The sequence below is a fragment of the Rhodococcus sp. 14-2470-1a genome (genome assembly GCF_002259425.1).
Taxonomy (GTDB): Bacteria; Actinomycetota; Actinomycetes; order Mycobacteriales; family Mycobacteriaceae; genus Rhodococcoides; species Rhodococcoides fascians_E.
This window is the reverse complement of record NZ_NPFZ01000005.1, coordinates 150,256-176,781: the sequence shown is the minus strand read 5'-3', so window position 1 is coordinate 176,781 and position 26,526 is coordinate 150,256. Positions and strand designations below refer to the sequence as shown.

General features: G+C 65.9%; 6 protein-coding genes. 5 read left to right on the top strand and 1 reads right to left on the bottom strand.

Annotated features, from left to right (window positions below):
- Positions 1 to 5: 5 nt before the first annotated feature.
- Together CH292_RS03160 and CH292_RS03155 are read left to right on the top strand one after the other, a co-directional pair.
- A complete protein-coding gene (locus CH292_RS03160; protein ID WP_094653973.1) occupies positions 6 to 1,244 on the top strand; it encodes a DUF5336 domain-containing protein in 1,239 nt (412 codons plus the stop codon).
- 57 nt (positions 1,245 to 1,301) lie between these two features.
- Entirely contained in the window at positions 1,302 to 2,804 is a 1,503-nt protein-coding gene (locus tag CH292_RS03155) for a DUF6350 family protein (protein WP_256977895.1), read from the top strand.
- A gap of 21 nt (positions 2,805 to 2,825) precedes the next feature.
- Here the strand turns inward: CH292_RS03155 and CH292_RS03150 are convergent, their stop codons facing one another.
- A complete protein-coding gene (locus tag CH292_RS03150; protein WP_094626356.1) occupies positions 2,826 to 5,567 on the bottom strand; it encodes a LuxR family transcriptional regulator in 2,742 nt (913 codons plus the stop codon).
- A gap of 433 nt (positions 5,568 to 6,000) precedes the next feature.
- Between CH292_RS03150 and CH292_RS03145 the strand changes: the two genes are divergently transcribed.
- The 3 genes from CH292_RS03145 to CH292_RS29175 are packed head-to-tail and all read left to right on the top strand — an operon-like array spanning position 6,001 to position 26,503.
- On the top strand, positions 6,001 to 11,367 hold the full coding sequence (locus CH292_RS03145) for a type I polyketide synthase (protein ID WP_094653971.1): 5,367 nt from the start codon (positions 6,001 to 6,003) through the stop codon (positions 11,365 to 11,367).
- Positions 11,367 to 16,109 (top strand): type I polyketide synthase, encoded by a 4,743-nt coding sequence (locus CH292_RS03140; RefSeq protein WP_094653970.1) that lies wholly within the window; start codon positions 11,367 to 11,369, stop codon positions 16,107 to 16,109. Before CH292_RS03145 ends, CH292_RS03140 begins: the two co-directional genes overlap by 1 nt.
- A 14-nt stretch (positions 16,110 to 16,123) precedes the next feature.
- Positions 16,124 to 26,503: a type I polyketide synthase gene (locus tag CH292_RS29175; protein ID WP_094653969.1), complete on the top strand. Its 10,380-nt coding sequence runs from the start codon at positions 16,124 to 16,126 to the stop codon at positions 26,501 to 26,503.
- The last annotated feature ends 23 nt before the right edge of the window (positions 26,504 to 26,526 follow it).

Sequence of the window (26,526 nt, the reverse complement as noted above, 5' to 3'; positions counted from 1 at the left end):
GTGCCATGACGTATCCAGCAGAAGGCCAGCGTCCGCAGGGGCCAGGTCCCGGCGGTTATGGCAGTCAATCACCGGAGGGTGCTCGCTCTGTCGAGTCGACTCCGGGTGGTTACGGCGGTTACCCGACGCCCAGCCAGTCGTACGGCACTCAGCCGTCCTACGGAACGCAGCCACCGTCGTACGGTCAGCCGCCGTCGCAGCAGTCTGCACCGACGGGTCAGTACAACCCGCCGCTGGCGTCGGACCGATCGTCCTCGCTGCCGCGAATTCTGACGCTCGTTGCCGTGGCACTCGGCGTCGTGAACTTCCTGGTCGGTCTCGCCGGTCAGTACGAGTTCTTCAGCGAAGGCGTCAACTTCTTCTTCGTACAGGCCGGCGACCCGACGTCCATCGCGCTTCTGCTCGCCGCGGGCCTCGTCGCGGCGGTCGGACTGCTGCCGAAGCAACCCAACACGGTCGGTATCGCTGCCGCTCTTGCGTTGTCCGGGTGGCTCGTACTGGTGTTCCAGAGCTTCAACGTCGGCGACGACTCTGCGGTGGGCGCGCCGGTTCAGTTGGGGATCGGCACCTTCGTCGTACTCGTTCTCGGTTTCGTCCAGACCGTCGTGGCCGTCGCTGCCACGCTTTTCGGTGCGGGCATCCTCAAGGCTCCACAGCCCAAGCCCGCGGGTTACGGTCAGCAGAACCCGTTCCAGGGATACGGCCAGCAGGCACCCGGATACGGCCAGTCGGCGCAGAACCAGAACTACGGCGCCTACGGCCAGACAGCCCAGAACTCAGGTGCGCAGGGTTACGGCGCCCCGCAGGAACGTGGGCAGTGGAGCGATCAGGGAAATGCTCCTCAGCAGGGGTACGCCCCGCCTGCCTACACCGGGCCCTCGCAGAACCAGCAGAACCAGCCGAACCAGCACACCACCGGCAGCCTCGGTTACCCCGTCGGAACGTCCAAGCCGGATGCGGGAGCCAGCGGATTGACCGGTCCGGCCGGTCAGAATTCGCCGTTCAATCAGCAGCCGTACAGCCAGCCTCCGGTCGGTTCGGGTGGCTACGGCGCGCCGCAGCACGCAGCGCCGAGAGCGGAGCCTGCAGGAGCGACATCGGCTGGAGCACAGTCGGCCGGACAACAGCCTGCGGGAACATCGCGTCAGGGCGACGAGCCCGAGGACACGTCGGACACCCCGCCGTACAGCGCGCCCACGCAGGCGTTCGGCCAGTCGGCCGCGCCGGAGGACGACAACAAATAAGGCTGTGTCGGCGCGCCTGAACCACCCGTCGGCAGCTAGGTGGAACGCTCGACACCGATGAGCGCCGTATTGAATCAGGAGAGGAAACGCGCCCGACGGACGTCTCGTCCGCCGGAGCGTCGACCTCTGTTGTCTCCCTCCGAATCCACCACCATGCTGACCGTCGGGTTCCGGATTCCGGGTGTGCTCGTCGCGATCATCGCGACGGTCGTTCTCGTGACGCTGGTGTCGGTCAACAGTGAGCTCACCGGGACGTTCGGGGCAATCGCCGGGCTGTGGTTCGCGATCCATCAGGTCCCGTTCAGTATCGAGGGCACCTCCCTGGGCGTCTTCCCGCTCGTCCCGACGCTTGTTCTCGTTCTCGTCGTGGCGCGGGGCGTCGCCCGTGCAGTCGGCCGGGCGGAGACTCGTCGGGAACACGGTCTGATCGTGGGCGCGGCGGTGTTCGGTCCGGTTCTCGTGACCGCGATCGCGTTGGCGGTGGCCGCGGATGCGTCGTCGGTGATCGGGCTCGACACCCCCAATGCTCTGCTGGCTTTCGCGTGGGTGGCGGCCGTCCACGCGGTGTCCGCGGGCATCGGACTGGTGTGCGGGGTGTGGGACACCGAGTCGGATCGTCTGCCGGAATGGCTGCGCGGAATCGTGGCTCCGACCATCCGAGCGGCGGCTGTCCTCGTCGCGGGCGGTGGTGCGATCGTGCTGGCCGCGATGCTGGCGTCCTGGTCGACGATGGAGATGTTGCTGGAATCCGGGAACGGCTTCGTCGGTGTACTCGGCTTGACGGTGCTGTCGATCCTGTACCTGCCCAACGTGCTGCTCGGCGCGATCGCGGTGTCGGTCGGATCGTCGGCGCACGTGGGCGACGTTTCGGTCAGCATGTTCCAGGCCACGGGAGGTCCGCTTCCCCCGCTGCCGGTCCTGGCCGTCCTGCCCGAGGGGCCGTCGCAGACGCTGTGGATGCTGATGCTCGTGATTCCGATCGGCGCCGGCCTGCTGCTCGGACGTGACTGCGCGAGGCGCACGGTGGATGTGCACTACGCACTGTCCGCGGTGTGGGTGGCGAGCGCCGTGATCGGCGTATGCACATTGGTGCTCGGTTTCGCGGCAGGTGGAAACCTGGGCACGTTCGGAACCGTTCAGGTGACGGTGTGGTCTCTCGGCCTGCTCGTTTTCGCCTGGCTCGCCGTCGTCGGATCCCTCGCAGCCGCCGTGACCGCATGGCGCGGAGGGTCCAAGCAGACCCCGATCGCCGACGACCTCGACACGGAACCCCGGCGCGAGCATGAACCCATCGCCGCCATCGCCGCGCCCGTCGCGCATCCAGAACATGCAGTGGACGCGGAGGTGGTCGCTGTGCGCGACGAAGACCCGAAGGTCACGGCACCAGTTGCCGACGACTCCGAGGACGTCCTCGATGCCGAGATCGTCGAACCACCGGACGCGGGCCAGGTCGATCCGGTGGAACCGGAAGCTACGGCCGAGGCGGAGATCGTCGAACTCGACGAACCAAGGGAAAACGATCGGCCCGAGGACACGGACACGCCGGACGACCGGCCCTGACGTTCTTGGGCTGCGATGGCGTCACAGGGGTTCGACTGTCGACAGCGCGCCGGGGGTAGACAGGCTGTCGATCACGATGGGAGTTGTGGGGCTGAGGTGGGCCGCGAGTTCCGAGCGCCTCCGCACCCCGAGTTTCCGGTAGACCCTTGTCAGGTGTTGTTCGACGGTACTGATGGTGACGTGAATACGCTTGCTGATTTCGCGGTTCGTGTAGCCGAGCGATGCAAGACTCGCAACGCGTGCTTCGGCATCGCTCAACGGCGACGCGGCACGGTCCGAGGATTCCGGAATGCTCGCGGGGACTACGTCCAGGTGCACGCCAAGTGCCACCTCGACGTTGCAAGCCCGGGCTTCTTCGGCACCGTGTCGGGCGACCGCACGTGCGCGGTCGAACTCGCCGAGTTCGTAGTAGATTGCCGCGAGGTCGGTGAGTGAACGTGCCAGACCGAGTCTGTCGCCTGCGTCCTGGAACAGGTCGATCGATTCGCGGAGCATGGTGGCTCGTTGTCGAAGTTCGCCAGACCCGGATGCAGCGAGCGTGCGGAGAGCAACTGCTCGCGAACGCGATCCCAACCCCGGTTGCATCGAAAGCTGTTTCTCCGCCAGAAGCCCCGCAGCTTTGCTCTTTCCGAGCCACAGGTTGGCGTGAGCGAGGTCGATCCGCCACGGAATAAGCTTCTGCATCGCCGGATTCATACTTCGGAGTAGCTGCCCGCACGTCTCGAAATCGTTGATTGCTGCGCCGGCTCGTTCTGTGGCGAGGAAGTGGTGGCCGCGCGCACGCAGGAACCGTGCACCGAACATTGTGCGATACATCGAGTCCGGTACGACGCTGGTCAGTAATGTCGCGGCACCCACATGGTCGCCGGTGATGGTGCGGGAAAGGATCGCGGTGGACAGCGGCAACCCGATGACGACGCCCCACCCCTCGGACCCGAGCTGTTCGAGAGCTCTTGTACTGAGGTCTGCGGCGGTCGCGATGTCGCCCTGCAGCATCGCGATTTCACCGCGTACCGCCATCAGAAGAGCTTCCCAGGTGGTTCCGCCGCGTCGTGTCGCTTCCCCGAGCAGGTGATCGCACAAGTCGACAGCGGTGGAAGCCCGATCGGACACAGCGATGACGAACAACGTCGTCGCCGCGACCTCGAGGGACATCTCGTCGAACCGGCAAGTTTTCAGCGCATGTGCAGCGCTGGTGATGGCGTCGTCGTCCGCAACCCCGCTGACAAGCATCGCGGCTCGGGGCCACAATCCGCCGATGTCGCGTCCGGCCAGCTCGAGCGCGACGATGCTTTTGATGTCCTTCGTGCGGGTCGCGCGCGAGACCCCGTAGAACCATTGTCGGACGAACTCGAGTTCTGCTGCAGAGTTGGCGTTCTCCGGGGCCACCCCGGCGTCCAGAGCCGTTGTTGCTTCCGCCGAAGTGTCGACATCGCCGCGCCACAACATGTTTCTCACGACGGTTGCTGAATCTCGCCCGCCGAGTGATCCGTCGAGCGCGGACCTTTCGAGCAATGCCAGCCGTCGGCCTGCAGCGGCTGGGTTCATTCGCCATTCGACCCGAGCGAGCTGGACCGTGAGTGTCTGTCGAGTTTCGAGGTCTCTGCAGTCCCGTAGGGCGAGCCGAAGGTACTGCGCGGCGGTCTCGACGTCGTCGCGGGCTATCGCATGTTCGGCGGTCCGCTCGAGTACGGTTTGGGACCACGCTTCGACGGCGGAATCGGCAGCGTGCAGGTGCACTGCGATGTGCTCGGTGTCCTCGCCTTCGTGATACAGCAGACGAGCGATGTCGAGGTGCATCCGAGACAGTTCGTCGGAATCGATGTCGCTCATCAGGACGGCTGCTGTAGCGCCGTAACGAAACTGGTAGCCGTCGAGCAGTCCGGCTGCGCTGAGCAACTCGACGACCGAATCGACTGAGGTCGGGTGCTCGCCGGTGAGATCGGCGACGCGGTCGGGGGTCACCGAGGCCCCGAGAACCGCGATCTCGCGGGCAATTCGCAGGCGCGCACGTTCACCGCGGTACAGGCAGGCCAGTACGGAATCGCGGTACGAACCCGCAGGCGTCGGTTCGGTGACCTGGTCGGTGCTGCGGGTGTCGTCGATCAATGCATGGACGAGCATCGGATTGCCGCCGGTTGCAGAGTGGAATCGCGTGTCGACGTCGGACGATTCGACGCCGAGGCGGTCTCGAACGACTGTGCGGACACCGTCCTGGGTCAGTAGCGGAAGATGAATTCGTCGATACGGTTGGCGAAGGATCTCCGCCAGCTGTTCCGGTGCGAACAGCTTGGTCTGTTCGAGGTGCGCACCGAGGATCAACACCGGACTGTTTCGTGTACCTCGCAGAATATGCAGGAACACGTCGATCGAAGAACCGTCCATCAGGTATGCATCATCGATAGCGATCACAACTGTTTGGTCCAGCGCGAGAGTCGAGATCGTGGTGAGGGCCTCGTCTCTCACGTCGACGTCACCGGCATCCGACGACAAGCCTGGAATGAGCTGACGAATCAACGCCAGTGGCCTGTCGTGGTCCGTGTGCGACCCTGTGGCGATCATCGTGTGTGCGCCACGCCGCTGTGCCTCTGCACAGAATTCGTGCATGAGCTCACTTTTTCCCGAACCTGGTCCGCCACTGATCAGGACAAGTCGGCCGACTCCCGATGCTGCTGACTCGAATGCATCGATGAGCATCGTCCACTGGCTTCGACGCTCGACAAGGCGCACGTTCTCCCCTTCGAAATTCGGCTTTCGGACCATTTTCGTGCGTTGAATCGACGCCGTTGTCTTTCACCGCTGTAATCGATCGAGCGATCTTCGGTATTCACTTGTTCTGTACTCGTTGGCTGGGTAGTTGCAGTGAAAACTATCCTTGTACAACCAGGTTCGAATTTTGTTTCGTAACTATGTGTTCATCTGCGAGACATGAACAGTCGAAACTCGAGCGCCGGTACATCGACGATGACGCATATGCGAATCCAATGTACGACGGCGTGATCCGAACCGAGAATTTCGCCAGAGCACGAGTGGAAACGTTATTGCGCCGCGGTTGCACTGTCAATTGCAAGGGTGGACCCCTGCTGACCGCGTTGGGGGTTCTAGGGGTGGTTGACGGACGCACCCCTCCATAGATTTCGAACGTGGCCCTGCTGGGGCGACAAGCACACGTGAAGCCGACGGGACGGTGGCGAGGGTGAACAACGAGGAACGGCTGCTCGATTACTTGAAGCGCGCCACGATGGACCTCCGAGATGCACGGTCTCGCCTGGATGCTGCCGAATCTGCCGCGTCGGAACCGGTTGCCATCGTAGGTATGTCGTGTCGATACCCCGGGGGCACGACCACACCGGAACAGCTTTGGGATCTGCTCGATTCAGGTGTCGACGCGATCGGTGACTTTCCGACCGATCGTGGGTGGGACGTGTCCGCCCTGTTCGACGCCGATCCCGACCGAGCCGGAACGACCAACGCGACTTCCGGTGGATTCCTCTACGACGCAGCAGAATTCGATCCAGACTTCTTCGGTGTAAGCCCACGTGAAGCGCTCGCGACAGACCCGCAGCAGCGGATCCTGCTCGAAACTGCATGGGAATCGTTCGAGAGTGCAGGTATCCTCCCATCCACCCTGCGCGGTTCGAGGACAGGCGTCTTCACTGGAATCATGTACAACGACTACGGAACTCGGCCGGCTAAGGTGCCTGCGGATCTCGAAGGGTATCTGTCGAACGGCAGCGCTCCGAGCATTGCATCCGGTCGAATCGCCTACAACTTCGGCCTGGAGGGCCCAGCCATCACACTCGACACCGCGTGCTCGTCGTCGTTGGTAGCATTGCACTGGGCCGTGCAAGCGTTACGCGCTGGTGAATGTGATCTTGCTCTCGCAGGCGGCGCGACCATCATGTCCACGCCCGAGACGTTCGTCGATTTCAGTCGGCAGCGTGGGCTGGCGTCCGACGGTCGCTGCAAAGCCTTCGGTGTGGGCGCAGACGGAACCGGGTGGGCCGAGGGCGTCGGGTTGTTGCTCGTCGAGCGACTGTCCGACGCAGTGCGCGCGGGTCATCCGATAGCCGCCGTGATTCGTGGATCGGCGGTGAACTCGGACGGCGCGACCAGCACCATGACAGCCCCGAACGGGCCGTCGCAGCAGCGTGTAATACGTCAGGCACTCGACGCTGCGGGTCTCGAACCCGGTGACGTCGATCTGATCGAGGCGCACGGCACCGGAACCGCGCTCGGTGACCCCATCGAGGCACAAGCGTTGGCGAATGTGTACGGCAAGGGGCGAACAACGCCGATCCCGATCGGATCGATCAAGTCGAACCTCGGACACACGCAGGCCGCTGCGGGCGTAGCCGGACTCCAGAAGGTCATCCTCGCGCTTCAGCACGGACGAATCCCGAGGACCCTGCACGCGGACACGCCTACCTCCGCCATCGACTGGTCGACGGCGGGCATCGAACCGGCATCGAATGCCAGGCCATGGCCGCGGGCCGCCCGTCCTCGTCGGGCTGCAGTGTCCTCGTTCGGTCTGAGCGGTACTAATTCCCACGTGATCGTCGAGGAGGCACCCCCGTCGGATCAGCCGGCAAGCCAACCGTCGTCCTCGGATTCCACGACGGTACAGCCGTCGCGGCTGGTGCCGTGGGTAGTCTCGGCACGCACCTCGACTGCGCTCGACGCGCAGATCGCGCGCATCGCCGATCGCGCCCGCACCGACGTCGAGCATCAGGACATCGCGTACTCGCTCCTGACCACACGCACGAAGTTTCCACACCACGCGGTAGCGGTCGGTCGGACGACGGAAGAGTTGGTGTCGGGGCTGTCCGGCGCACCGAAGCGCGTCGCGAAGCCAGGGCGTCTCGCGATGATGTTCTCAGGGCAGGGCTCCCAACGGGTGGCGATGGGCGCTGCGCTGGCCGCGGAATTCGAAGTCTTCGCAGATGCACTCGACGAGGTGTATTCCGCGATCGAGGACGACGGAACGCTGAGAGACATCGTCGCAGGCAACGCGGATGCTTTGGCGCGCACCGAAAATGCGCAGGTTGCCATCTTCGCGGTCGAGGTTGCACTCTATCGATTGCTCGAATTCTTCGGAGTGCGGCCCGACGTCCTCGTCGGCCATTCCATCGGCGAAATCGCGGTCGCGCACGTCTCGGGAATGCTCACGCTCGCCGACGCGGCGACGCTCGTGCGTGCACGAGCTGCGGCGATGGGCGCACTGCCTGCAGGCGGTGCGATGATCGCGATCCGAGCGAGCGAAGCAGACGTGGCGGCGACACTGACCGAACGAGTCGGTATTGCCGCAGTGAACGGCCCGGAGTCCGTGGTCGTCTCCGGGGTCCGAGCAGAGGTGGAGGCGGTGGCGTCGCAATTCGCCAAGACTCGCGAACTGCGAGTCTCGCACGCATTCCACTCACCGTCGATGGAACCGGCGCTCGCCGACTTCGGTTCTGTCGTCCGAACTCTGACGTTCTCCGAGCCGAAGATTCCGATCGTCTCGACGATCACCGGAACCGCGGTCGACAAGTCGGTGATCTGTACTCCCGACTACTGGATTCGTCACGTACGTGAAACGGTGCGATTCCATCCCGCCCTCGTCGCACTTGCGGATTCGGGCGTGACCACATTCCTCGAAGTGGGACCCGACGCGGTGCTGACGGCTCTCGTCCAGGAACAGGACTTGGGCGCCGTCTCGACGATGCGCCGCGGTCAGGACGAGGAATCCGTTTTCGTACATGCCCTGGCCGAACTGCACGGCGATGGCGTGTCGGTGAACTGGGATCGATTCTTCGCGGACCGGACGGTCCGACGTGTTGCTCTGCCCACGTACGCATTCGACCGTCGTCGTTTCTGGCTCGACGCGACGGCGTCGGCGAGCGATCCGACGGCAGTCGGACAACGTCCAGGCTTTCATCCGTTGCTCGGTGCCGTCATAGAACTCCCCGAACCCGACGGAACGGTGTTCTCCTCTCGTCTGTCGGTGGCCGACCAGCCGTGGCTCGCGGATCACGTCGTGCACGGTGTCGTACTTCTGCCTGGCACGGCGTTCGTCGAACTGGCGCTGCAGGCTGGTGCCCGCGTCGGGTTCCCGGCCGTCCAGGAGTTGACGTTGCAAGCGCCGCTGGTCGTTCCCGAACCGGGAGCGCTGGAGCTGCGGATGATCACGAGTCCCACCGAGGAGGGCACCACGCGACTGGAGATCTCCTCGCGCAACGCTGACGACGAGTCAGGGGCATGGACGACCCACGCGGTGGGAACCCTACGAGATTCGGCGATGCCCGACGCCCCGTCGGTGACCGAGTGGCCGCCGGCAGGATCGCTGCCTATCGAGATCGGTAGCGTCTACGACGACCTTGCGGACAGTGGGTACGGCTACGGGCAGGCGTTCCAAGGGCTGAGGGCGGCGTGGAGGTCGGGAACCGATCTGTACGGCGAGGCCGTGCTGCCGAACTCCGTCCAGCTGGCTGCATCCGAGTATGCGATTCATCCCGCGCTGCTCGACGCCGCCCTGCACGTCAACTTGCTCGATCTGGGCAACGGCCCAGCGTTGCTTCCGTTCAGTTGGTCCGGCGTCGAGCTGAACGCGGCGGGTGCATCGTCGCTCAGGATCGCGGTGAAAAAAACCGGTGCCGAATCGGTTTCGGTTCAGGTGATGGACTCGTCGGGCGCACCGGTCGCGAGCGTCGAAGCATTGGTGGCGCGAGCGGTGACGGCCGAACGACTGTCGGTTCGATCGGCTCCGGTTCTGCGTCGCGAGTGGATCCCTACGGGCCACGACGACGCGCCGCCTGCGCCCGCTGCAGCATGGGGAGCCGTCGCAGGTGCTGCTCTGGCAATTCGAGAGAGCTTGAACGACTTTCCCGATCCGGTGCCCGCCGTCCTGGTCACCGCGGTGCCCGGCCCGGCGGGTGAGGTACCGGCCGCGGTCCGAGACACCGTCGACGACGTCGTCGCTCGCCTTCGAGAGTTCCTGGCGGCTCAGAGGTTCGCGTCGTCGCGACTTGTCGTCGTCACCCGCGGAGACGTTCCGGCCTTGTCGCCTGTTGCCGGTCTCGTCCGCGCAGCGGAGTCCGAGAACCCAGGTCGAATCCTGCTGGTGGACAGTGACGGCGGCGGCGTCGAATCCGCCCTCGCTACTCTGACGACCGGCGGATCCGACGAGACCGAAGTGCGTGTACGCCAGGGCGCGGTCACCGTGCCACGCTTGGTGCCGGCGCAGGTCGGTGAATCCTCGGTGACGTTCGGAGACCCCGACGACCGAGTCCTCGTGACCGGTGGAACCGGCGGCCTCGGCGCGATGATCGCACGGCACCTCGTCGCGACGCACGGCGTGCGCAATCTTCTCCTCGTGGGTCGCCGGGGGCCGGCGGCACCCGGCGCGACGGAGCTTGCTGCGGAGCTCGTCGCACTCGGCGGTGACGTCGTCGTCGAAGCATGTGACTGCGCCGACCGCGAACAGCTGGCCGCCCTGCTCGCCCGCCACCGGGTCGGATCGGTGATCCATTGCGCGGGTGTCGTCGACAACGCGACGCTGGGGTCACTCACCACCGAGCAGTTCGAGACCGTGTTGCGCCCCAAGGTCGACGCCGCCTGGAATCTTCACGAGCTGACCAAGGACAATCCGCCTGCTTCGTTCGTGCTGTTCTCCTCGATCGCGGGCATACTGGTCGGCGGCGGGCAGGCGAACTACGCCGCTGCCAACACTTTCCTCGATGCATTGGCTGAGCACCGCCACGCCGCAGGAATGCCCGCGGTGTCGATCGTGTGGGGTCTGTGGTCGGGCGCCGGAGGGCTGGCCGAGTCCCTCGAGGAAGCGGACCTGGAGCGGATGCGGCGCATCGGATTGCCTGCGTTTACCACCGAGGACGGTCTCGCTGCATTCGATGCTGCCGTTGCAGGCGACGACGCGGTAGTCGTGGCGGCCAAGGTCGATTCGGCTGCGGTGCGAGCGCGTGCCGACGGCATTCCGCCGCTACTGCGATCGCTCGTACGCGGGTCGGTGCAGGTTGCGCCGACGGTGTCCAAGGCGGCGGGGTGGCAGGAACGTCTCGCGCCCCTCGGCAGTGCCGACCGGACCCGTGTGGTGCTCGACGTGGTATCGGGTGCAGTTGCCGGGGTGCTGGGACACGATGACGTCGAGTCGATCGAGCCCGACCGGGCGTTGCAGGACGTCGGTCTCGATTCACTTGCCGCAGTGGAGCTTCGCAATGTGCTTTCCGCCACCACGGGGCTCACCCTGCCTGCGACGTTGGTGTTCGACTGGCCCACACCGGTCGAGATCACGGGATTCATCGTCTCCGAGCTCGTTCCGCTACCCGCCGATCCGACAGCTGCTCTGGTGAGCGAAGTGGACCGTCTCGGCATCGTGCTCGCCGACGCGAAGGTGACGGGCGAGGCGCGTACCAGGGTCATGATCCGGCTGGAGGCGCTGCTGCGAACGTGGCGCGACGGCGACGATGCAGGTCTCGACGGGCGAGACGACGCGCCGACCGCAGACCTCAGAAGTGCAACCGACGACGAACTTTTCGCCAGGCTCGACAACGAACTGGGAGTGCAGTGATGGCCGATTCGACCCCGACCACCGAGGTCACCAACCGCGACTCGAAGTTGCGTGAGTATCTCGAGCGCGCGACGAACGAACTGGAACGAACACGCTTGCAGGTCCGCGAACTACAGGACCGAGAGCACGAGCCGATCGCCATCGTGTCGATGGCGTGCCGGTATCCGGGAGGGATCCGGACACCGGAAGACCTGTGGCGCATCGTCGACGAAGGCATCGACGTCGTGTCCGAATTTCCTGTCGATCGTGGGTGGGACGTCGAATCGCTGTATCACCCCGAGCCAGGTCGCACAGGCAAGAGCTACGTCCGTCACGGCGGGTTCCTGCACGACGCAGCGGATTTCGACGCAGCATTCTTCGGCATCAGCCCCAAGGACGCGCCGGGAACCGACCCGCAGCAGCGTCTCCTGCTCGAGGTCTGCTGGGAAGCATTCGAACGTGCAGGTCTGGACCCGACTGCCATGAAGGGATCGCCGACGGGGGTCTTCATGGGTCTCATGCATCACGACTATGTCGGCGGCACCATCTCGGGCAGCATCGTCTCGGGGCGCATCGCGTACACGCTCGGCTTGGAAGGTCCTGCCGTGACGATGGATACGGCGTGCTCGTCGTCCCTCGTGGCGCTGCATTCCGCAGTCCAGGCGCTTCGTAGAGGCGATTGCTCGCTCGCACTCGTGGGCGGCGTCGCGGTGATGGCGAGCCCGGAGATGTTCGTCGAGTTCAGCGAACGCCGTGCTCTGTCCAGCGACGGACGCTGTAAGTCGTTCTCGGCAGATGCGTCTGGCGCAGCGTGGGCCGAGGGTGCGGGAGTTCTGTTGGTGGAGAAACTCTCCGATGCTCGCCGGAACGGCCACGAGGTTCTCGGGCTCGTGCGGGGAAGCGCGGTCAATCAGGACGGTGCGTCGAACGGTATGACGGCACCGAGCGGCCCGGCTCAGGTCCGTGTCATTCGGCAGGCGCTCGCCGACGGTCAACTCGCTCCGAATCAGGTCGACATCGTCGAAGCCCATGGCACCGGAACCACGCTCGGTGACCCTATCGAAGCACAGGCCGTGTTGACCGCTTACGGGCAGGACCGGCCTGCCGATCGTCCGATGTGGCTCGGCTCCATCAAGTCCAACATGGGTCACCCGCAGGCAGCAGCGGGTGTCGCGGCCATCATCAAGATGGTGATGGCGATGCGTCACGAGACCATGCCGCGAAGCCTGCACGCGCACAACCCGTCTCCTGCTGTCGACTGGACCAGGGGCAACGTCGAGCTGCTTGCCGAGCCGCAGCCGTGGCCGTCGGAGGGACGGCCTCGCCGGGCGGGCGTGTCGTCGTTCGGGATCTCCGGTACGAATTCGCACATCATCGTCGAAGAAGCACCGCCGGTGCCGGTCGCGGACACGTCGGAGGTCGTCGGAGCCGTCCCCGTTGTGCCGTGGGTTCTGTCGGGTCGGTCACCGGAGGTGGTGCGTATCGCGGCCCGACGCCTACGTGAGCAGTTGCAGGACAGTATCTCTCGTGGCGACAACGTCGACGCGCTCGACGTCGGATTCTCCCTCGCGACAACGCGTGCTGCGTTCCCCTATCGAGCTGCCGTCGTGGGACGGGATGTGCCGACATTGCTCGACGACCTGGACGAGATCGTGACAGGGCAACGCGAGGCGTCGGCGGTCACCGATTCCACGCGCACCGCATTTCTGTTCTCGGGGCAGGGCTCACAGCGTGCGGGTATGGGCAAGGTGCTGCGACAGGGTTTCCCGGTGTTCGCCGCAGCGCTCGATCGCATCTGCGCGGAGTTCGATCCGCATCTGCCCGAGCCGCTGCAGGACGTCATGTTCGCCGAGAACCCGGACACGTTGGCCCGCACCCGATTCACCCAGCCTGCGCTGTTCGCATTCGAGGTCGCGTTGGCGGAACAGTTGGCACACTGGGGTATCCGACCCGATATCGTCGCTGGGCACTCGATCGGAGAGATCGCGGCCGCGCACGTGGCCGGTGTGTTCTCACTGACCGATGCTGTCACTCTCGTCGCGGCACGTGGTCGCCTGATGGACGGATTGCCCTCGGGTGGTGCGATGATCGCCATCGCTGCGTCCGAAGCCGAGGTCCACCCGTTGCTGGTACCGGGGTTGGACATCGCCGCAGTCAACGGCCCCCGTTCGGTGGTGGTGTCCGGCGACGAGGACAAGGCAACCGCGCTCGCCGCACAGTTCGACAAGACGAATCGTCTTCGTGTGTCGCATGCGTTCCACTCGCATCTGATGGATCCGATGCTCGACGAGTTTCGTTCGACAGCAGCGTCGTTGCACTACTACGAGCCTAGGATCCCGGTGATCTCGGATGTCACAGGCGACGTCGCCGAGGGACTGTCGGACCCCGAGTACTGGGTCCGGCACGTACGAGAAGCCGTCCGATTCGCGGACGGCATCGACTCGGTGGTGCGCGAGGGCGCGGACACACTGATCGAGGTCGGCCCCGACGCGATCCTGACGGGTATGGCCGCCGACACGGCACCGCAGATGGTCGCCACTCAGCGTCGAGACCAGGACGAGGACCAGGCGCTCGTCGCAACGATTGCTGCTCTGCACAGCGCCGGTCATCGGATCGACTGGCCTGCGGTGCTGGCAGGCGGGCGACGAGTCGGCCTACCCACCTATCCCTTCCAGCGCACTCGGTATTGGGAGAACGTGACGTCGATGCTCGTACCGGCCCCGCGTGACGAGTCGGAAACGTTCTGGGAACTCGTCCGGGAGCAGGACGTATCGGCGATGGCAGCGACGCTCGGCATCGACGACCAAGAATCGTTGGCGACGCTGGTGCCCGCGCTGTCTCGATGGCACGACAGGCGCAGCAGTGCTGCTGCCTCCGATGACCTCTGCTACCGCATCGGGTGGAGCCAGATCGCCACGGAGCACAACGAATCCGGTGCGTGGCGTGTGGCGATCCTCGCCCTCGGTGGTTCGGTGGCCGACGGTGAACTTGCTGCCGCGCTGAGGCGTCGGGGCGCCGACGTCGTAACCCATCTCGTGAACGGTAGTACCAGAGCCGAATTCGCTGCCGAACTGTCCGCCGTTGCATCGATCGACGAGATCGTCGTCGACTCGGGGCCGTCGGCAACGGTACCGGTCGTATCTGCTCTCGTGCAGTCGCTCGAGGACATCGGTGCCGCAGCTCGGGTGCGGATCGTGACGCACGACGCCGTGGCGCACGAAATCTCGGCCCGCGTCGAAGGGTACGTCGCAGGGGCGCTGTGGGGACTGGGCCGTGTGATCGGCGTCGAGTTGCCGGACCGCTGGGCCGGGCTGATCGACCTGCCGTCCGATGCATCGCCGCGGGTGTTCGACCGGGCTGCGGAACTGGTGACTGCGGGCGGGGACGAAGATCAGGTCGCGGTGCGTGAGTCCGGTGCGTTCGGCAGAAGGCTCGAACGTGCAGGTGCACGAACAGGTCCCGCGTGGACCCCAACCGGAACGGTACTCGTGACGGGAGCTTCGGGCGCCCTCGGTGAGAACCTCGCACGGTGGCTTGCTGCGCAGGGTGCACCGAGGATCGTGTTGGCCAGCAGGCGCGGCGCGTCGGCACCCGGCACCTCGGCCTTGATCGCCGAACTCGACGGCACGGACGTCTCGGCCGTCGAATGTGACGTGACGGATCGTGCTGCCCTGGCCGACGTCGTGAACGACATCGGCGACCCGCACCCACTGACGGCGGTCTTCCATCTCGCGGGCGTGCTCGACGACGGCGTGTTCGACGCCTTGACCCCGGACCGGTTCGAGAAGGTCATCGCGCCCAAAGCGACCGCTGCACAGCACTTGCACGAGCTGACCGCCGATCTGAATCTGACGGCGTTCGTATTGTTCTCGTCCTTCTCGGCTGTAGTCGGCGGTGCAGGTCAGGCGAACTACGCTGCCGCGAATGCTGCGCTCGACTCGCTCGCCGAGCATCGACGAGGTGCGGGGCTGCCTGCCACGTCGGTGTCGTTCGGTCCGTGGGGCGGAGACGGCATGGCCGATTCGCACGTGGTGCGCGATACCGGACGCGCTCTCGGTATCGACCCGATCGTGCCGGCGCATGCGCTGACGGCTCTGAAGAGGGCGATCGAGACCGGCGAGACTCTGCTGACGGTCGTCGACGTCGCGTGGAACACCTTCGTTCCCGCGTTCTCCGCGTTGCGACCGAGCCCGCTGGTGGCCGGATTGGCCGATGTCGCGGCACCGGGTGGTGCAGCGGCCGCCGAGGTGCCGAGCATCGCAGGCGAGCTGTCACGGATGTCCGGCCCGGAACGCGACCGTGCCCTGCTGGACTTGGTTCGTAGCGAGGTCGCCGCTGTGCTCGGCTACGGCGGACCGGGTGACGTGGAGCCAGGGCTTGCGTTCAAGGACCTCGGGTTCGATTCGCTCACATCGGTGGATCTACGCAACCGCATCAGCTCCGCGTGCGGAGTTCAGCTTCCCGCAACGCTCGTGTTCGACTACGCAAGTCCAGCGGCGCTGGCCGATCACCTCGCCGGCGAGCTCGGGGAACCGGCATCGGGAGCCGACGTCGTGCTCGCCGAGCTGGACCGACTGGAGGCGATGATCGGCTCACTGGGCGCAGAAGACCTGGAACAGGCTCGTGTGACGGCCCGCCTGCAGTCGATCCTCAGCGGCGCGACTGCGGCACTGGCCGGAACGACAGCCTCGACAACGACATTGGACGACGCGTCCGCGGACGACGTGCTCGCATTCATCGACAACGAGCTCGGCGCGAGCTGAAGGAGCCGACCGTCATGACCGACAGCGCAGCATCAGGCAGCAGATCTCCGGAGCGCGAGGCCGAGGACCAGAAGATCCTTCGGTATCTCAAAAAGGTGACCGCGGAGCTGCAACGCACCCGTGAACGGTTGCGTGCAGTCGAGACTGAGGGAGCCGAGCCGATCGCCGTCGTCGCCACCGGATGCCGATTCGCGGGTGGTATCGACAGCCCGGAAGCGCTGTGGGACAAAGTCATGCGCGGAGAGGATGTCATCGGAGACTTCCCGACCGATCGTGGGTGGGATCTGGACGCCGTATACGACCCGGATCCCGAGTCCGCGGGTACTTCCTACGTGCGTCGCGGATGCTTCATCGACGCAGTGGGGGACTTCGATCCGGCGCACTTCGGTATCAGTCCACGCGAGGCCGAACTGATGGATCCGCAGCAGCGCCTGCTGCTCGAGGTCTCGTGGGAGGCTTTGGAACGCGGCGGCATCGCACCGGGCTCGCTTCGTGGCGGTCAGGTGGGTGTCTACGTCGGGACGAACGGTCAGGACTACCGAGGGTTGCTGGATCGGATTCCAGCGGAACGGGATTCGGCGCTCGGTACCGGCACTCTCGCCGCCGTCATCTCCGGGCGTATCTCCTACGTTCTCGGTCTGGAAGGGCCGGCCGTCACCGTCGACACCGCATGCTCGTCCGCGCTCGTCGGAATGCACTTGGCAGCAACGGCTCTGCGCAATCGAGAGTGCTCCCTTGCGCTTGCCGGCGGAGCCACCGTCATGACGACCCCCGACTCGTTCATCGCGTTCAGCCGCCAGCGCGGTCTAGCGATCGACGGTCGATGCAAGGCCTTTTCCGACGATGCCGACGGCACCGGGTGGGGAGAAGGCGTCGGGATGATCGTCCTCGAACGTCTGTCGGACGCCCAGCGCAACGGTCACCCGGTTCTCGCGGTACTTGCAGGTTCGGCGATCAACTCGGACGGTGCGTCCAACGGTTTGACGGCACCGAACGGTCCGTCTCAGCAGCGTGTCATTCGCAGCGCGCTCACCGCGGCCGGGCTGTCGGGTGCCGACGTCGACGTGCTGGAAGCGCACGGTACCGGCACCACGCTCGGTGATCCCATCGAGGCGCAGGCGCTGATGTCCACGTACGGCCGCACGCGTGGGCCTTCGGGTCCGTTGCTGCTCGGCTCGATCAAATCGAACATCGGACACACCCAGGCAGCGGCAGGCGCCGCGGGTGTCATCAAGATGGTCACCGCACTGGGCAAGGGCATCGTGCCTGCAACGCTGCACGTGTCGGAGCCGTCGTCGACGATCGACTGGACCGCGGGTGCAGTGGAACTGGTGACCGAGACGACGCACTGGCCTGCAGTACAACGGGTTCGACGCGCAGGCGTGTCCTCGTTCGGTGCGAGTGGGACCAATGCACACGTGATCCTCGAGCAGGCTCCTGCGCCGGAGGCACCGGACGAGCGGACCCCGGGACCCCTCGGCTCGGTACGACTGCCGCTTCTGGTGTCCGGCCGCACCGCCGCTGCTCGGGATGATCAGGCGCGCAGCATCGCAGCATTGTTGGAAGAGCCGGGGATCGAGCACGACGCTGTTGCGGGCGCCCTCGCCCTGACGCGGACGCATCTGCGGCACCGGGCGGCCATGGTCGGTCGCACGCCTGCGGATTCCGCTCGTGGACTGAAGGACACGTCGGACACCGAAGTCTCGGTTCTGGGTATCGCGGGTGACCGGATAGAACCGGTGTTCGTCTTCCCGGGACAAGGATCGCAATGGCGATCGATGGCAACGGAATTGATGAGCTCGTCGCCAGTGTTCGCCGCCCGGATGGCCGAATGCGCGCAGGCCTGCTCGTCGTACGTCGAGTGGGATCTGCTCGAGGAGCTGTCGGGTCCGCAGGACCGCGTCGACGTCGTGCAGCCGCTGCTATGGGCGGTCATGGTGTCGCTGGCGCACACGTGGCAGGCATGCGGTGTGAGCCCCGCCGCGGTGATCGGACATTCGCAGGGTGAGATCGCCGCGGCCGTCGTAGCCGGGGCGTTGTCGCTCGACGACGGCGCTCGCGTCGTCACACTGCGTAGTCGCGCGATCGCCAGGGACCTCGCGGGGCGCGGCGGCATGATGTCGATCGGCGAGTCGGCCGAGACCGTACGACGACGGCTCACCGCGCACCCCGAGCTGTCGGTTGCCGCGATCAACGGCGCGCGCTCGGTCGTCGTGTCCGGTGACGTCGCGGCACTCGATGCCCTCACCGAAGAACTCGTCGCCGACGACGTACGGATCAAGCGACTTCCCGTCGACTACGCGTCGCATTCCGCTCACGTCGACTCGCTGCGCGCCACTCTCGACGAGGTGTTGTCGGGGCTCTCGCCTCGGTCGTCGGAGATTCCGTTCTATTCGACGGTGACGGGTGAACCGATCGATACGGCCGTACTGGACGCGAAGTACTGGTTCACCAATCTGCGTGGCACCGTGCGGTTCGCGGAGACCGTCGAACGTGTCATCGCCGACGGCTTCGGTCTGTTCGTCGAGTCGAGCCCTCATCCGGTCTTGACGCTCGGCATCGCCGAGACCGCGGACTCGGCCGACGGCCCGGTCGTGGCCACTGTGCCGAGCCTGCGCCGCGACGACGGCGGGCCCGAAAGATTCGTCGCCTCGCTTGCCGAAGCCCACGTGCATGGTGCCGCGGTCGATTGGAAGACGGTGATGGGCAGCGGTCTCGCACCAGTCGCCCTTCCTACCTACCCGTTCCAACGCCAGATGTACTGGCCCGAGGCCGGCTGGAGCGTCGGCGACGTGCGTTCGGCCGGAGTCGACGCCACCGGACATCGGCTTCTCGGTGGTGCCGTCGTGCAAGCCGACGGCGGCGGAGCCGTGTTCACGGGCAGGCTGTCGACGGCCACTCACCCGTGGCTCGCCGACCACGCTCTCGGCGACGTCGTGATCTTCCCCGGCACCGGTCACCTCGAACTCGTGGCAGCGGCTGCGGAACGACTGGGCTGCGGAGTCGTCGAGGACCTCACTCTTGGTGCGCCCCTGGTGATTCCCGACGGCGCTGCCCTCGGGATCCAGGTTATCTTCGGCGCTCCCGACGACACCGGCCGCCGACACGTCGGCGTGTACTCGACGTCGGACGACACCGATCTCGGCGACCGGAGCTGGCAGACGCACGCCACCGGAACGGTCGGTACGGGTGCTGGTGATGTATTCGTGGGCAACCGACTCGACTCGTGGCCACCCCCGGGGGCCGAAGCCGTCGACGTCGCAGACCTCTACGCCGGGTACGCCGAGGCGAACTTGCACTACGGACCTGCCTTTCGCGCGGTGACCGCAGCCTGGCGCGTCGGCGACGACCTGTACGCAACGGTGAATTCGCCGGTCGACGTCGACGGTGTGGACCTGCATCCGGCGGTCGCGGATGCGGCGCTGCATGCGATCGGTCTGACCTCGATCGCGGGCGACGATGCGCTGCTGCCCTTCTCATGGTCGGACGTGCGCATCCATGCTGTCGGTGCTCACGATGTTCGGGTGCGCGTGCATCCCGTCGGGGACTTCTCGGTGTCGGTGGACATCGCGGACTTCTCGGGTGCGCCGGTGGCGAGCATCGGCGAACTCGTCGTGCGAGCCGTCTCTGCCGACGCTTTGCCGGTCCATCGAAAGAACGCAGGTGACCTCTACCAGGTCGTCGAGGTTGCGTTGGAAGACAACGCTACCGACCTCGAGGCCGCCGAGTCGACCGTCGTCGAAGCGCTTTCCGGCTCCACTGCAACCGAAGTCGAAGCGGCACTTGTCTTGCTCGTGTCCGAGCTTCGAGAGGCGTTGGACTCCGACGCCGAGACCGTCGCCGTTGTGGTGCCGGGTGATCCAGCCGGAGCTGCCGCGGCCGGTCTCGTTCGTGCTGCCGCTGCGGAGGAACCGGACCGAATCGTGCTCGTGACTGCCACCGGGGATATCGATGTGGAGGATGCAGTCACACGCGCCCGCGCGGCAGGAGAACCCCACGTCGTGGTGCGTGGATCCGAGGTGTTCACCCCACGACTGGTGCGGGCGGATACCGCTGTGTCGGACGACGGCCTGCGCACCGACGGAACGGTACTGATCACCGGTGCCTCCGGCGTATTGGCCGGTGAACTTGCGCGGCACCTGGTGCACGGGAACGGCATACGTCACCTGACTCTGTTGTCCCGCAGTGTAATCAGCGACGATCTGATCGACGAATTGACCTCTGCCGGCGCAGAGATATCGCAGGTCCGCTGCGATGTCACCGACGCCAAGGCGCTGTCGGCCGTGTTCGACGCGCTCCCCGCCGAGCGGCCGCTCCGCGGCGTGATCCACACAGCCGGTGTGCTCGCAGACGGAACGTTCGGTGCCTTGACTCCCGAGCGCCTCGGCGTGGTGTTGGCTCCCAAGGTCCACGGCGCGTGGAATCTGCACGAACTGACTCGCGAGCGTGATCTGGACGTGTTCGTGATGTTTTCTTCTACCGCCGGTGTTCTCGGAGCTCCCGGCCAGGCCAACTATTCCGCTGCCAACGCCTACCTCGACGCGCTTGCAGAACTGCGTCGAGGTGTAGGACTGCCCGCGCAGTCGTTGGCCTGGGGCCTGTGGGCGCAGGGCAGCGGGATGACGGGCTCGATGGACGGCACCGACCGTTCGCGGCTGACGCGTGGTGGCATCACCCCACTCGCCACCGACGATGCCTTTGCGCTGTTCGACCGCGGTCTTCGATCGCCGAACCTTGCCGCCGTCGTGGCAGCCGATTTCGACCTGGCAGGAATGCGGTCTCGTGGCGAGCGCCCTGACCCGGCCTTCCGTAGCCTCGTCACCGTTCGACGTACCAGTGCAGCCGCGCAGGTGGTCGACGAGAACGCCTGGCGCAGCGAGTTGTCCGCCGCTGATCCGGCACAACGGGAACGGATGGTGACCGACCTCGTCCGCGGGCGCATCGCCACGATCCTCGGGCATCGCAGCGTCGACGGTGTGCCCGCTGATCGCCCGTTCAAGGAACTGGGGTTCGACTCGCTCGCTGCCGTGGAGCTCCGCAACGCGTTGTCGGCGGTCACCGGACTTCGCCTGCCCGCGACACTGGTTTTCGACCATCCGACTCCAGTGGTGCTGGCGCGCAAACTGATCGGTGATCTAGGTGACACGGTCACTTCGACTCCGCAGAAGCGCGCGCCTGCCGTCTCGTCGGACGAGCCCGTCGCGATCATCGGTATGGCCTGCCGCTACCCCGGCGGCGTCGAGTCGCCGGACGATCTGTGGGACCTCGTGGCGTCGGGACGCGATGTCGTCGGAGGATTCCCCGATGACCGCGGATGGGATCTCGATCGGCTCTACGACCCCACGCTCGACCGGCCGGGCACCAGCTATTCGCGTCAGGGATCTTTTCTGGACGGGGCAGGCGATTTCGACGCCGACCTGTTCGGCATCGATCCGCTCGAAGCGAACTCTCTCGACCCGCAGGTGCGCCAGTTGCTCGAGACCTCCAGAACGGCACTGGAACACGCTGCGATCGACCCGACGTCGTTGGCGGGCACCGACACCGGCACGTACGTGGGGTTGATGTACCACGACTACGCAGGTGCCTACGGTACGGGATCGGTCGTATCGGGAAGAGTTGCGTACGAATTGGGCCTCGAAGGCCCGACCATGACCGTCGACACTGCATGTTCGTCGTCACTCGTCGCGCTGCATCTCGCGGCACAGGCCCTTCGGGCAGGCGAATGCGGAGTCGCGCTTGCAGGCGGAGTGACGGTCATGGCGACGCCGGGCATCTTCGTCGAGTTCAGCCGTCAACGCGGGCTGTCACCGGATGGACGGTGCCGCTCGTTCGCCGACTCCGCCAACGGCACCGGGTTCTCGGAGGGTGTCGGCGTGCTGGTGCTCGAGCGGCTGTCCGACGCTAGGCGTAACGGTCGGAACATCCTGGCCGTGCTGCGGGGAAGCGCGGTCAATCAAGACGGCGCATCCAACGGCCCGACGGCGCCGAACGGGCCCGCGCAGCAACGCGTCATCCGGCGGGCTCTCGATTCCGCAGGACTCACCACTGCCGATGTCGACGTGGTCGAGGCACACGGAACAGGAACGACACTCGGAGATCCGATCGAGGCGCAGGCCCTGATCGACACCTACGGTCGCGGGCGGGCCACAGAGGATCCACTGTGGCTCGGTTCGATCAAGTCGAACATCGGTCACTCCCAGGCCGCGGCAGGCGTCGCAGGTGTCATCAAGATGGTGCAGGCGCTGCGCCACCGTGAGATGCCGGCCACCTTGCACGTCGACGGCACTCCGAGTCGCCATATCGATTGGGAGGACAGCGGAGTCGCACTGCTCGCCGACGGCAGGCAGTGGCCGGAGCGCGATCGCCCTCTCCGCGCCGCGGTGTCGTCGTTCGGGCTCAGCGGAACCAACGCGCACGTCGTGCTCGAGGCCGCCCCGGCGACCGAGCGTGTCGTCCCGCAGGCGTACGCGTCGATTCCGTGGCTGCTGTCGGGCACGTCCGCGCAGTCGCTCCGTACTCAGGCTGCGGCGCTCGCGGCCGGTCTCGCCGCGAATCAAGACGTCGATGCGGTCGGAACAGCTCGCACTCTTGCGACGGGGCGCGCCCAGCTGGGACACCGTGCGGCACTCGTCGGCAGCGACGTGTCGGAACTGCGGACTGCGCTGACGGCCTTGGTGGCAGGAGATGCGTCGGCGAACGCGATGACCGGTACAGCCCGAAGCGGGCGTACGGCGTTTCTTTTCACCGGGCAGGGTGCACAGAGGCCGGGCATGGGTTCGGAAGCGGCTGCGGCACACTCGGCATTCGAGCGTGCGCTCGCCGAGGTCTGCTCGTATGCGGACCCTCTGTTGGACACGCCGCTGCGTGAGGCGATCGCGTCACCGGAGTTGGTGGGCCGTACCGAGTACACCCAGCCTGCGTTGTTCGCCGTGCAGATCGCGACGTATCGGTTCCTGACCTCGCTCGGAGTACAGCCCGACGCACTGGTCGGACACTCGATCGGCGAGATCGCGGTTGCTCATGTAGCCGGAGTGCTGGACCTGCCGTCGGCTGTCCGCCTGGTCTGCGCGCGCGGACGCCTCATGCAGGCTTTGCCCGACGGTGGGGCGATGGTTGCGATCGGTGCACCGGTCGACGAGGTTCGCCCGTATCTCACCTCCGATGTGGGATTGGCGGCCGTCAATGGACCTGCGGCAGTCGTTGTTTCCGGCACCGAGAGTGCAGTCGAGGCGATCGCGGCCCGGTTCGAGCGGACGACACGGCTGCGTGTATCGCATGCGTTCCACTCACCGTCGATGCTGCCCATGATCGACGAGTTCCGAACAGTGGTAGAGGATCTGGAGTTCGGATCACCGACGATACCGATCGTGTCGACGGTCACCGGCGAACCCGTCACGGACGGGATGGCCGATCCCGAATACTGGGTCCGACACGTCTCTGGTACCGTCCGGTTCGAGGACGCAGTGAACACGTTGTGCAACAGGGCTGTTGCACGCATGGTGGAGATCGGACCCGGATCGACGCTGTCGTCCCTCGCCTCGTCGTGTGTAGCGGACGCGGACGCTCCACCGGAGGTATTCCCGACGCTGCGTTCGGGTAGACCCGAGCCAGAAGCGCTGTCCGTTGCACTCGCACGCATTCATGTCAGCGGCGGTATTGTCGACTGGTCTTCGCTGTTGGGCAGTGGTGCTCCCGCTGCCGACCTCCCGACCTACGTCTACTCGCACCGCCGTTACTGGATCAACAGCGATGTGGTGGAACACGATCGGAGCGCTCATCCGATACTCGGTGGTGCCGTGGAGATAGCGGGCACCGGTACCACGCTGTATTCCAGCGAGATCTCCGTGGCTACTCATCCGTGGTTGGCCGACCACCGTATGGGAACGACTGTGGTCGTGCCGGGCACGGTGTTCGCGGAGATCGCGGTAGTGACAGCAAGTTCCGTCGGATCCTCGACGGTTCGCGAACTCACCGTGACGACCCCGCTCGTACTGTCCGATACCGGCTCCAGGACACTGCAGGCTTCGGTGTCAGGCGCCGATCGAGAAGGAGTGCGCGAGCTGAGTATTTACTCGGCCGAGCGTGCAGGCGGGGAATGGACGCTGCACGCCGTCGCCACACTCGCCGACGACACACTCGCCGACGACACCGTGGCGCTCGATCCCGACTCGGATCAGTGGCCGTCCAGCGACGCACACGATGTCACAGCCGTCGATGTCGACGCGCTGTACGCGGCCGCATCGACAGCAGGCGTCGACTACGGTCGGACCTTCCGTGGTCTCACTGCCGTCTGGGTTCGCGGTGACGACGTGTACGCCGAGGTCTCGGCCGATGCACTCATGTCCGGCGGCGCCACCGGGAGCGGTCACGTACTCCATCCCGCATTTTTCGACGCGGTCCTGCAACCGGTCACCGCACGCCAGGGCGCAGGAGACTCGGTAGTGATGCCCTTCTCCTGGTCCGGCATCCGAATCACGCCGAGTCGCTCCAACGTCGTGCGTGTGCGTCTCGCTGCGACGGGTTCGGACACCGTGCGGGTCACGGCGGTGGACGATCGCGGACTCCGGGTGGTCGATATCGAGTCGCTGACATTGCGAGAGGTGTCCGTGCGCCGATTCTCGGCACTCGGAGTCGCCGATGGGCTGTCGGTGATCGAGCGGATTCCGTTGTCCACGAGCGGTAGTCCGACCGCGACGCACTGGACAGTCGTGTCCTCGGATCCGGTTGCAGCGGCTGCGCTCGCGGACGAGGCAGCGACAGTGCGTACGGCTACCGATATCGCCGACGCCGCGTCGGTTGCCACGGATGTCGTGGTCGTCGGGGCTTGGGGTGACGGTGGACTCGATGCCCACGCGGGGTCGTCCGCGCGCCGACGCCTGCACGACGTTGCCGAACACATCCGACGGTGGTCGTCCGAACCGGCCCTCGCAGCTACGACTCTCGTGGTATGGACGGCAGGAGTCGCCGACTCCGCGGTGAAAGGCCTTGTGCGATCGGCCGCGTCGGAGAATGCGGGAACGATCGTGCTCGTCGATGCCCTGCCGGGCGTCGATGCACCGTCGGCGCTGCGCGCTCTGCCCGCGGCGTTGGCCACCGGAGAATCCGACATCGTCATAGGCACGGACGGCATCTACGCCCCGCGCCTGACGGCAGCACCCGCGTTCGACGGAGATCCGCAGCAGTGGCCCGACACCGTGCTGGTGACCGGTGGTACGGGAGCGGTTGGGGGAACGGTGGCGAAGCATCTCGTACGTACGCACGCGGTGGGACATGTCGTTCTCATGAGCCGCCGAGGACTCGGCGCAGACGGCGCACCCGAGCTGGTGTCCGCCATCGAGGACGCGGGCGGTCGTGTGACGGTGGTGGCCGGCGACATCGCGGACGAGGCCACTGTGCGAGCTGTCTTCGACGCTCATCCGATTCGCGGCGTCGTACATGCGGCGGGCGTTCTCGACGACGGGCTGCTGGAGACCATGACCGAGGACCGGACCGATGCGGTCGCTCGGCCGAAGATCGATGCCGCACTCGTGCTGCACGCCGTCACCATCGATCACGCCGTCGAGAAGTTCGTGTTGTTCTCGTCCACCGCGGGCATACTCGGTAGCCCGGGTCAGTCGAACTACGCGGCGGCGAACACGTTCCTCGACGGGTTGGCGCAGCACCGTCAGACGCTGGGAATGGCTGCGACCTCGCTCGTGTGGGGCCGGTGGAGCGGTGGCGGAGGCATGGCGGATCGACTCGACGACTCCGGGGCGAGGAGGTTGGCGGAATCCGGAATCGTCGGAATGTCCGACGAGGACGCGCTCGCACTGTTCGACGCGGCCGTCGACAGGGGAGACGCCGTCGTCGTGCCCGCGCGATTCGACGTCGCCGGTCTCACCGCACGATTTGACGCGTCACCCGCGTCGGTCGCGCCTGTCCTGCGAGGGCTGCTACGTCGGACGACGCGGGCGGCTTCGCCGACGGATCGCGGAGCGGAACTCCGAGCATCTCTAGCCGAGCTGTCTGTGTCCGAGCAGTCCGACCTCGTCGACGCCCTCGTACACGATCACACCAGCGCCGTGCTCGGGGTGACCGACATCGACATGGATTCGGCGTTCGGTGATCTCGGATTCGATTCGCTGGCAGCCGTCGAATTTCGAAACAGGCTCGTCGAGGCCACCGGACTGCGGTTGCCAGCGACTGTGGTGTTCGACCATCCGAGTCCGGCGGTGCTGGCAGCCCACCTGCTGACCGAACTCGTTCCACAGGTGTCGGTGCGAGAGACCGTCATCCGGGAACGTGCCGTCGACATCGGTTCCGTCACGGACGACGACATCGATGCGCTCGACACCGACGCCCTGATCAGCCGGGCGCTCGGGTCGAGCGACGAGAGCGATCCATCCGCGGAATGACCAGCTTGCACCCGAGAGGATCA

Bases quoted from the DNA above. Each gene is read 5' to 3' on its own strand.
- CH292_RS03160 (WP_094653973.1), top strand. From the start codon at position 6: ATGACGTATCCAGCAGAAGGCCAGCGTCCGCAGGGGCCAGGTCCCGGC.
- CH292_RS03155 (WP_256977895.1), top strand. From the start codon at position 1,302: ATGAGCGCCGTATTGAATCAGGAGAGGAAACGCGCCCGACGGACGTCT.
- CH292_RS03150 (WP_094626356.1), bottom strand. From the start codon at position 5,567: ATGGTCCGAAAGCCGAATTTCGAAGGGGAGAACGTGCGCCTTGTCGAG.
- CH292_RS03140 (WP_094653970.1), top strand. From the start codon at position 11,367: ATGGCCGATTCGACCCCGACCACCGAGGTCACCAACCGCGACTCGAAG.
- CH292_RS29175 (WP_094653969.1), top strand. From the start codon at position 16,124: ATGACCGACAGCGCAGCATCAGGCAGCAGATCTCCGGAGCGCGAGGCC.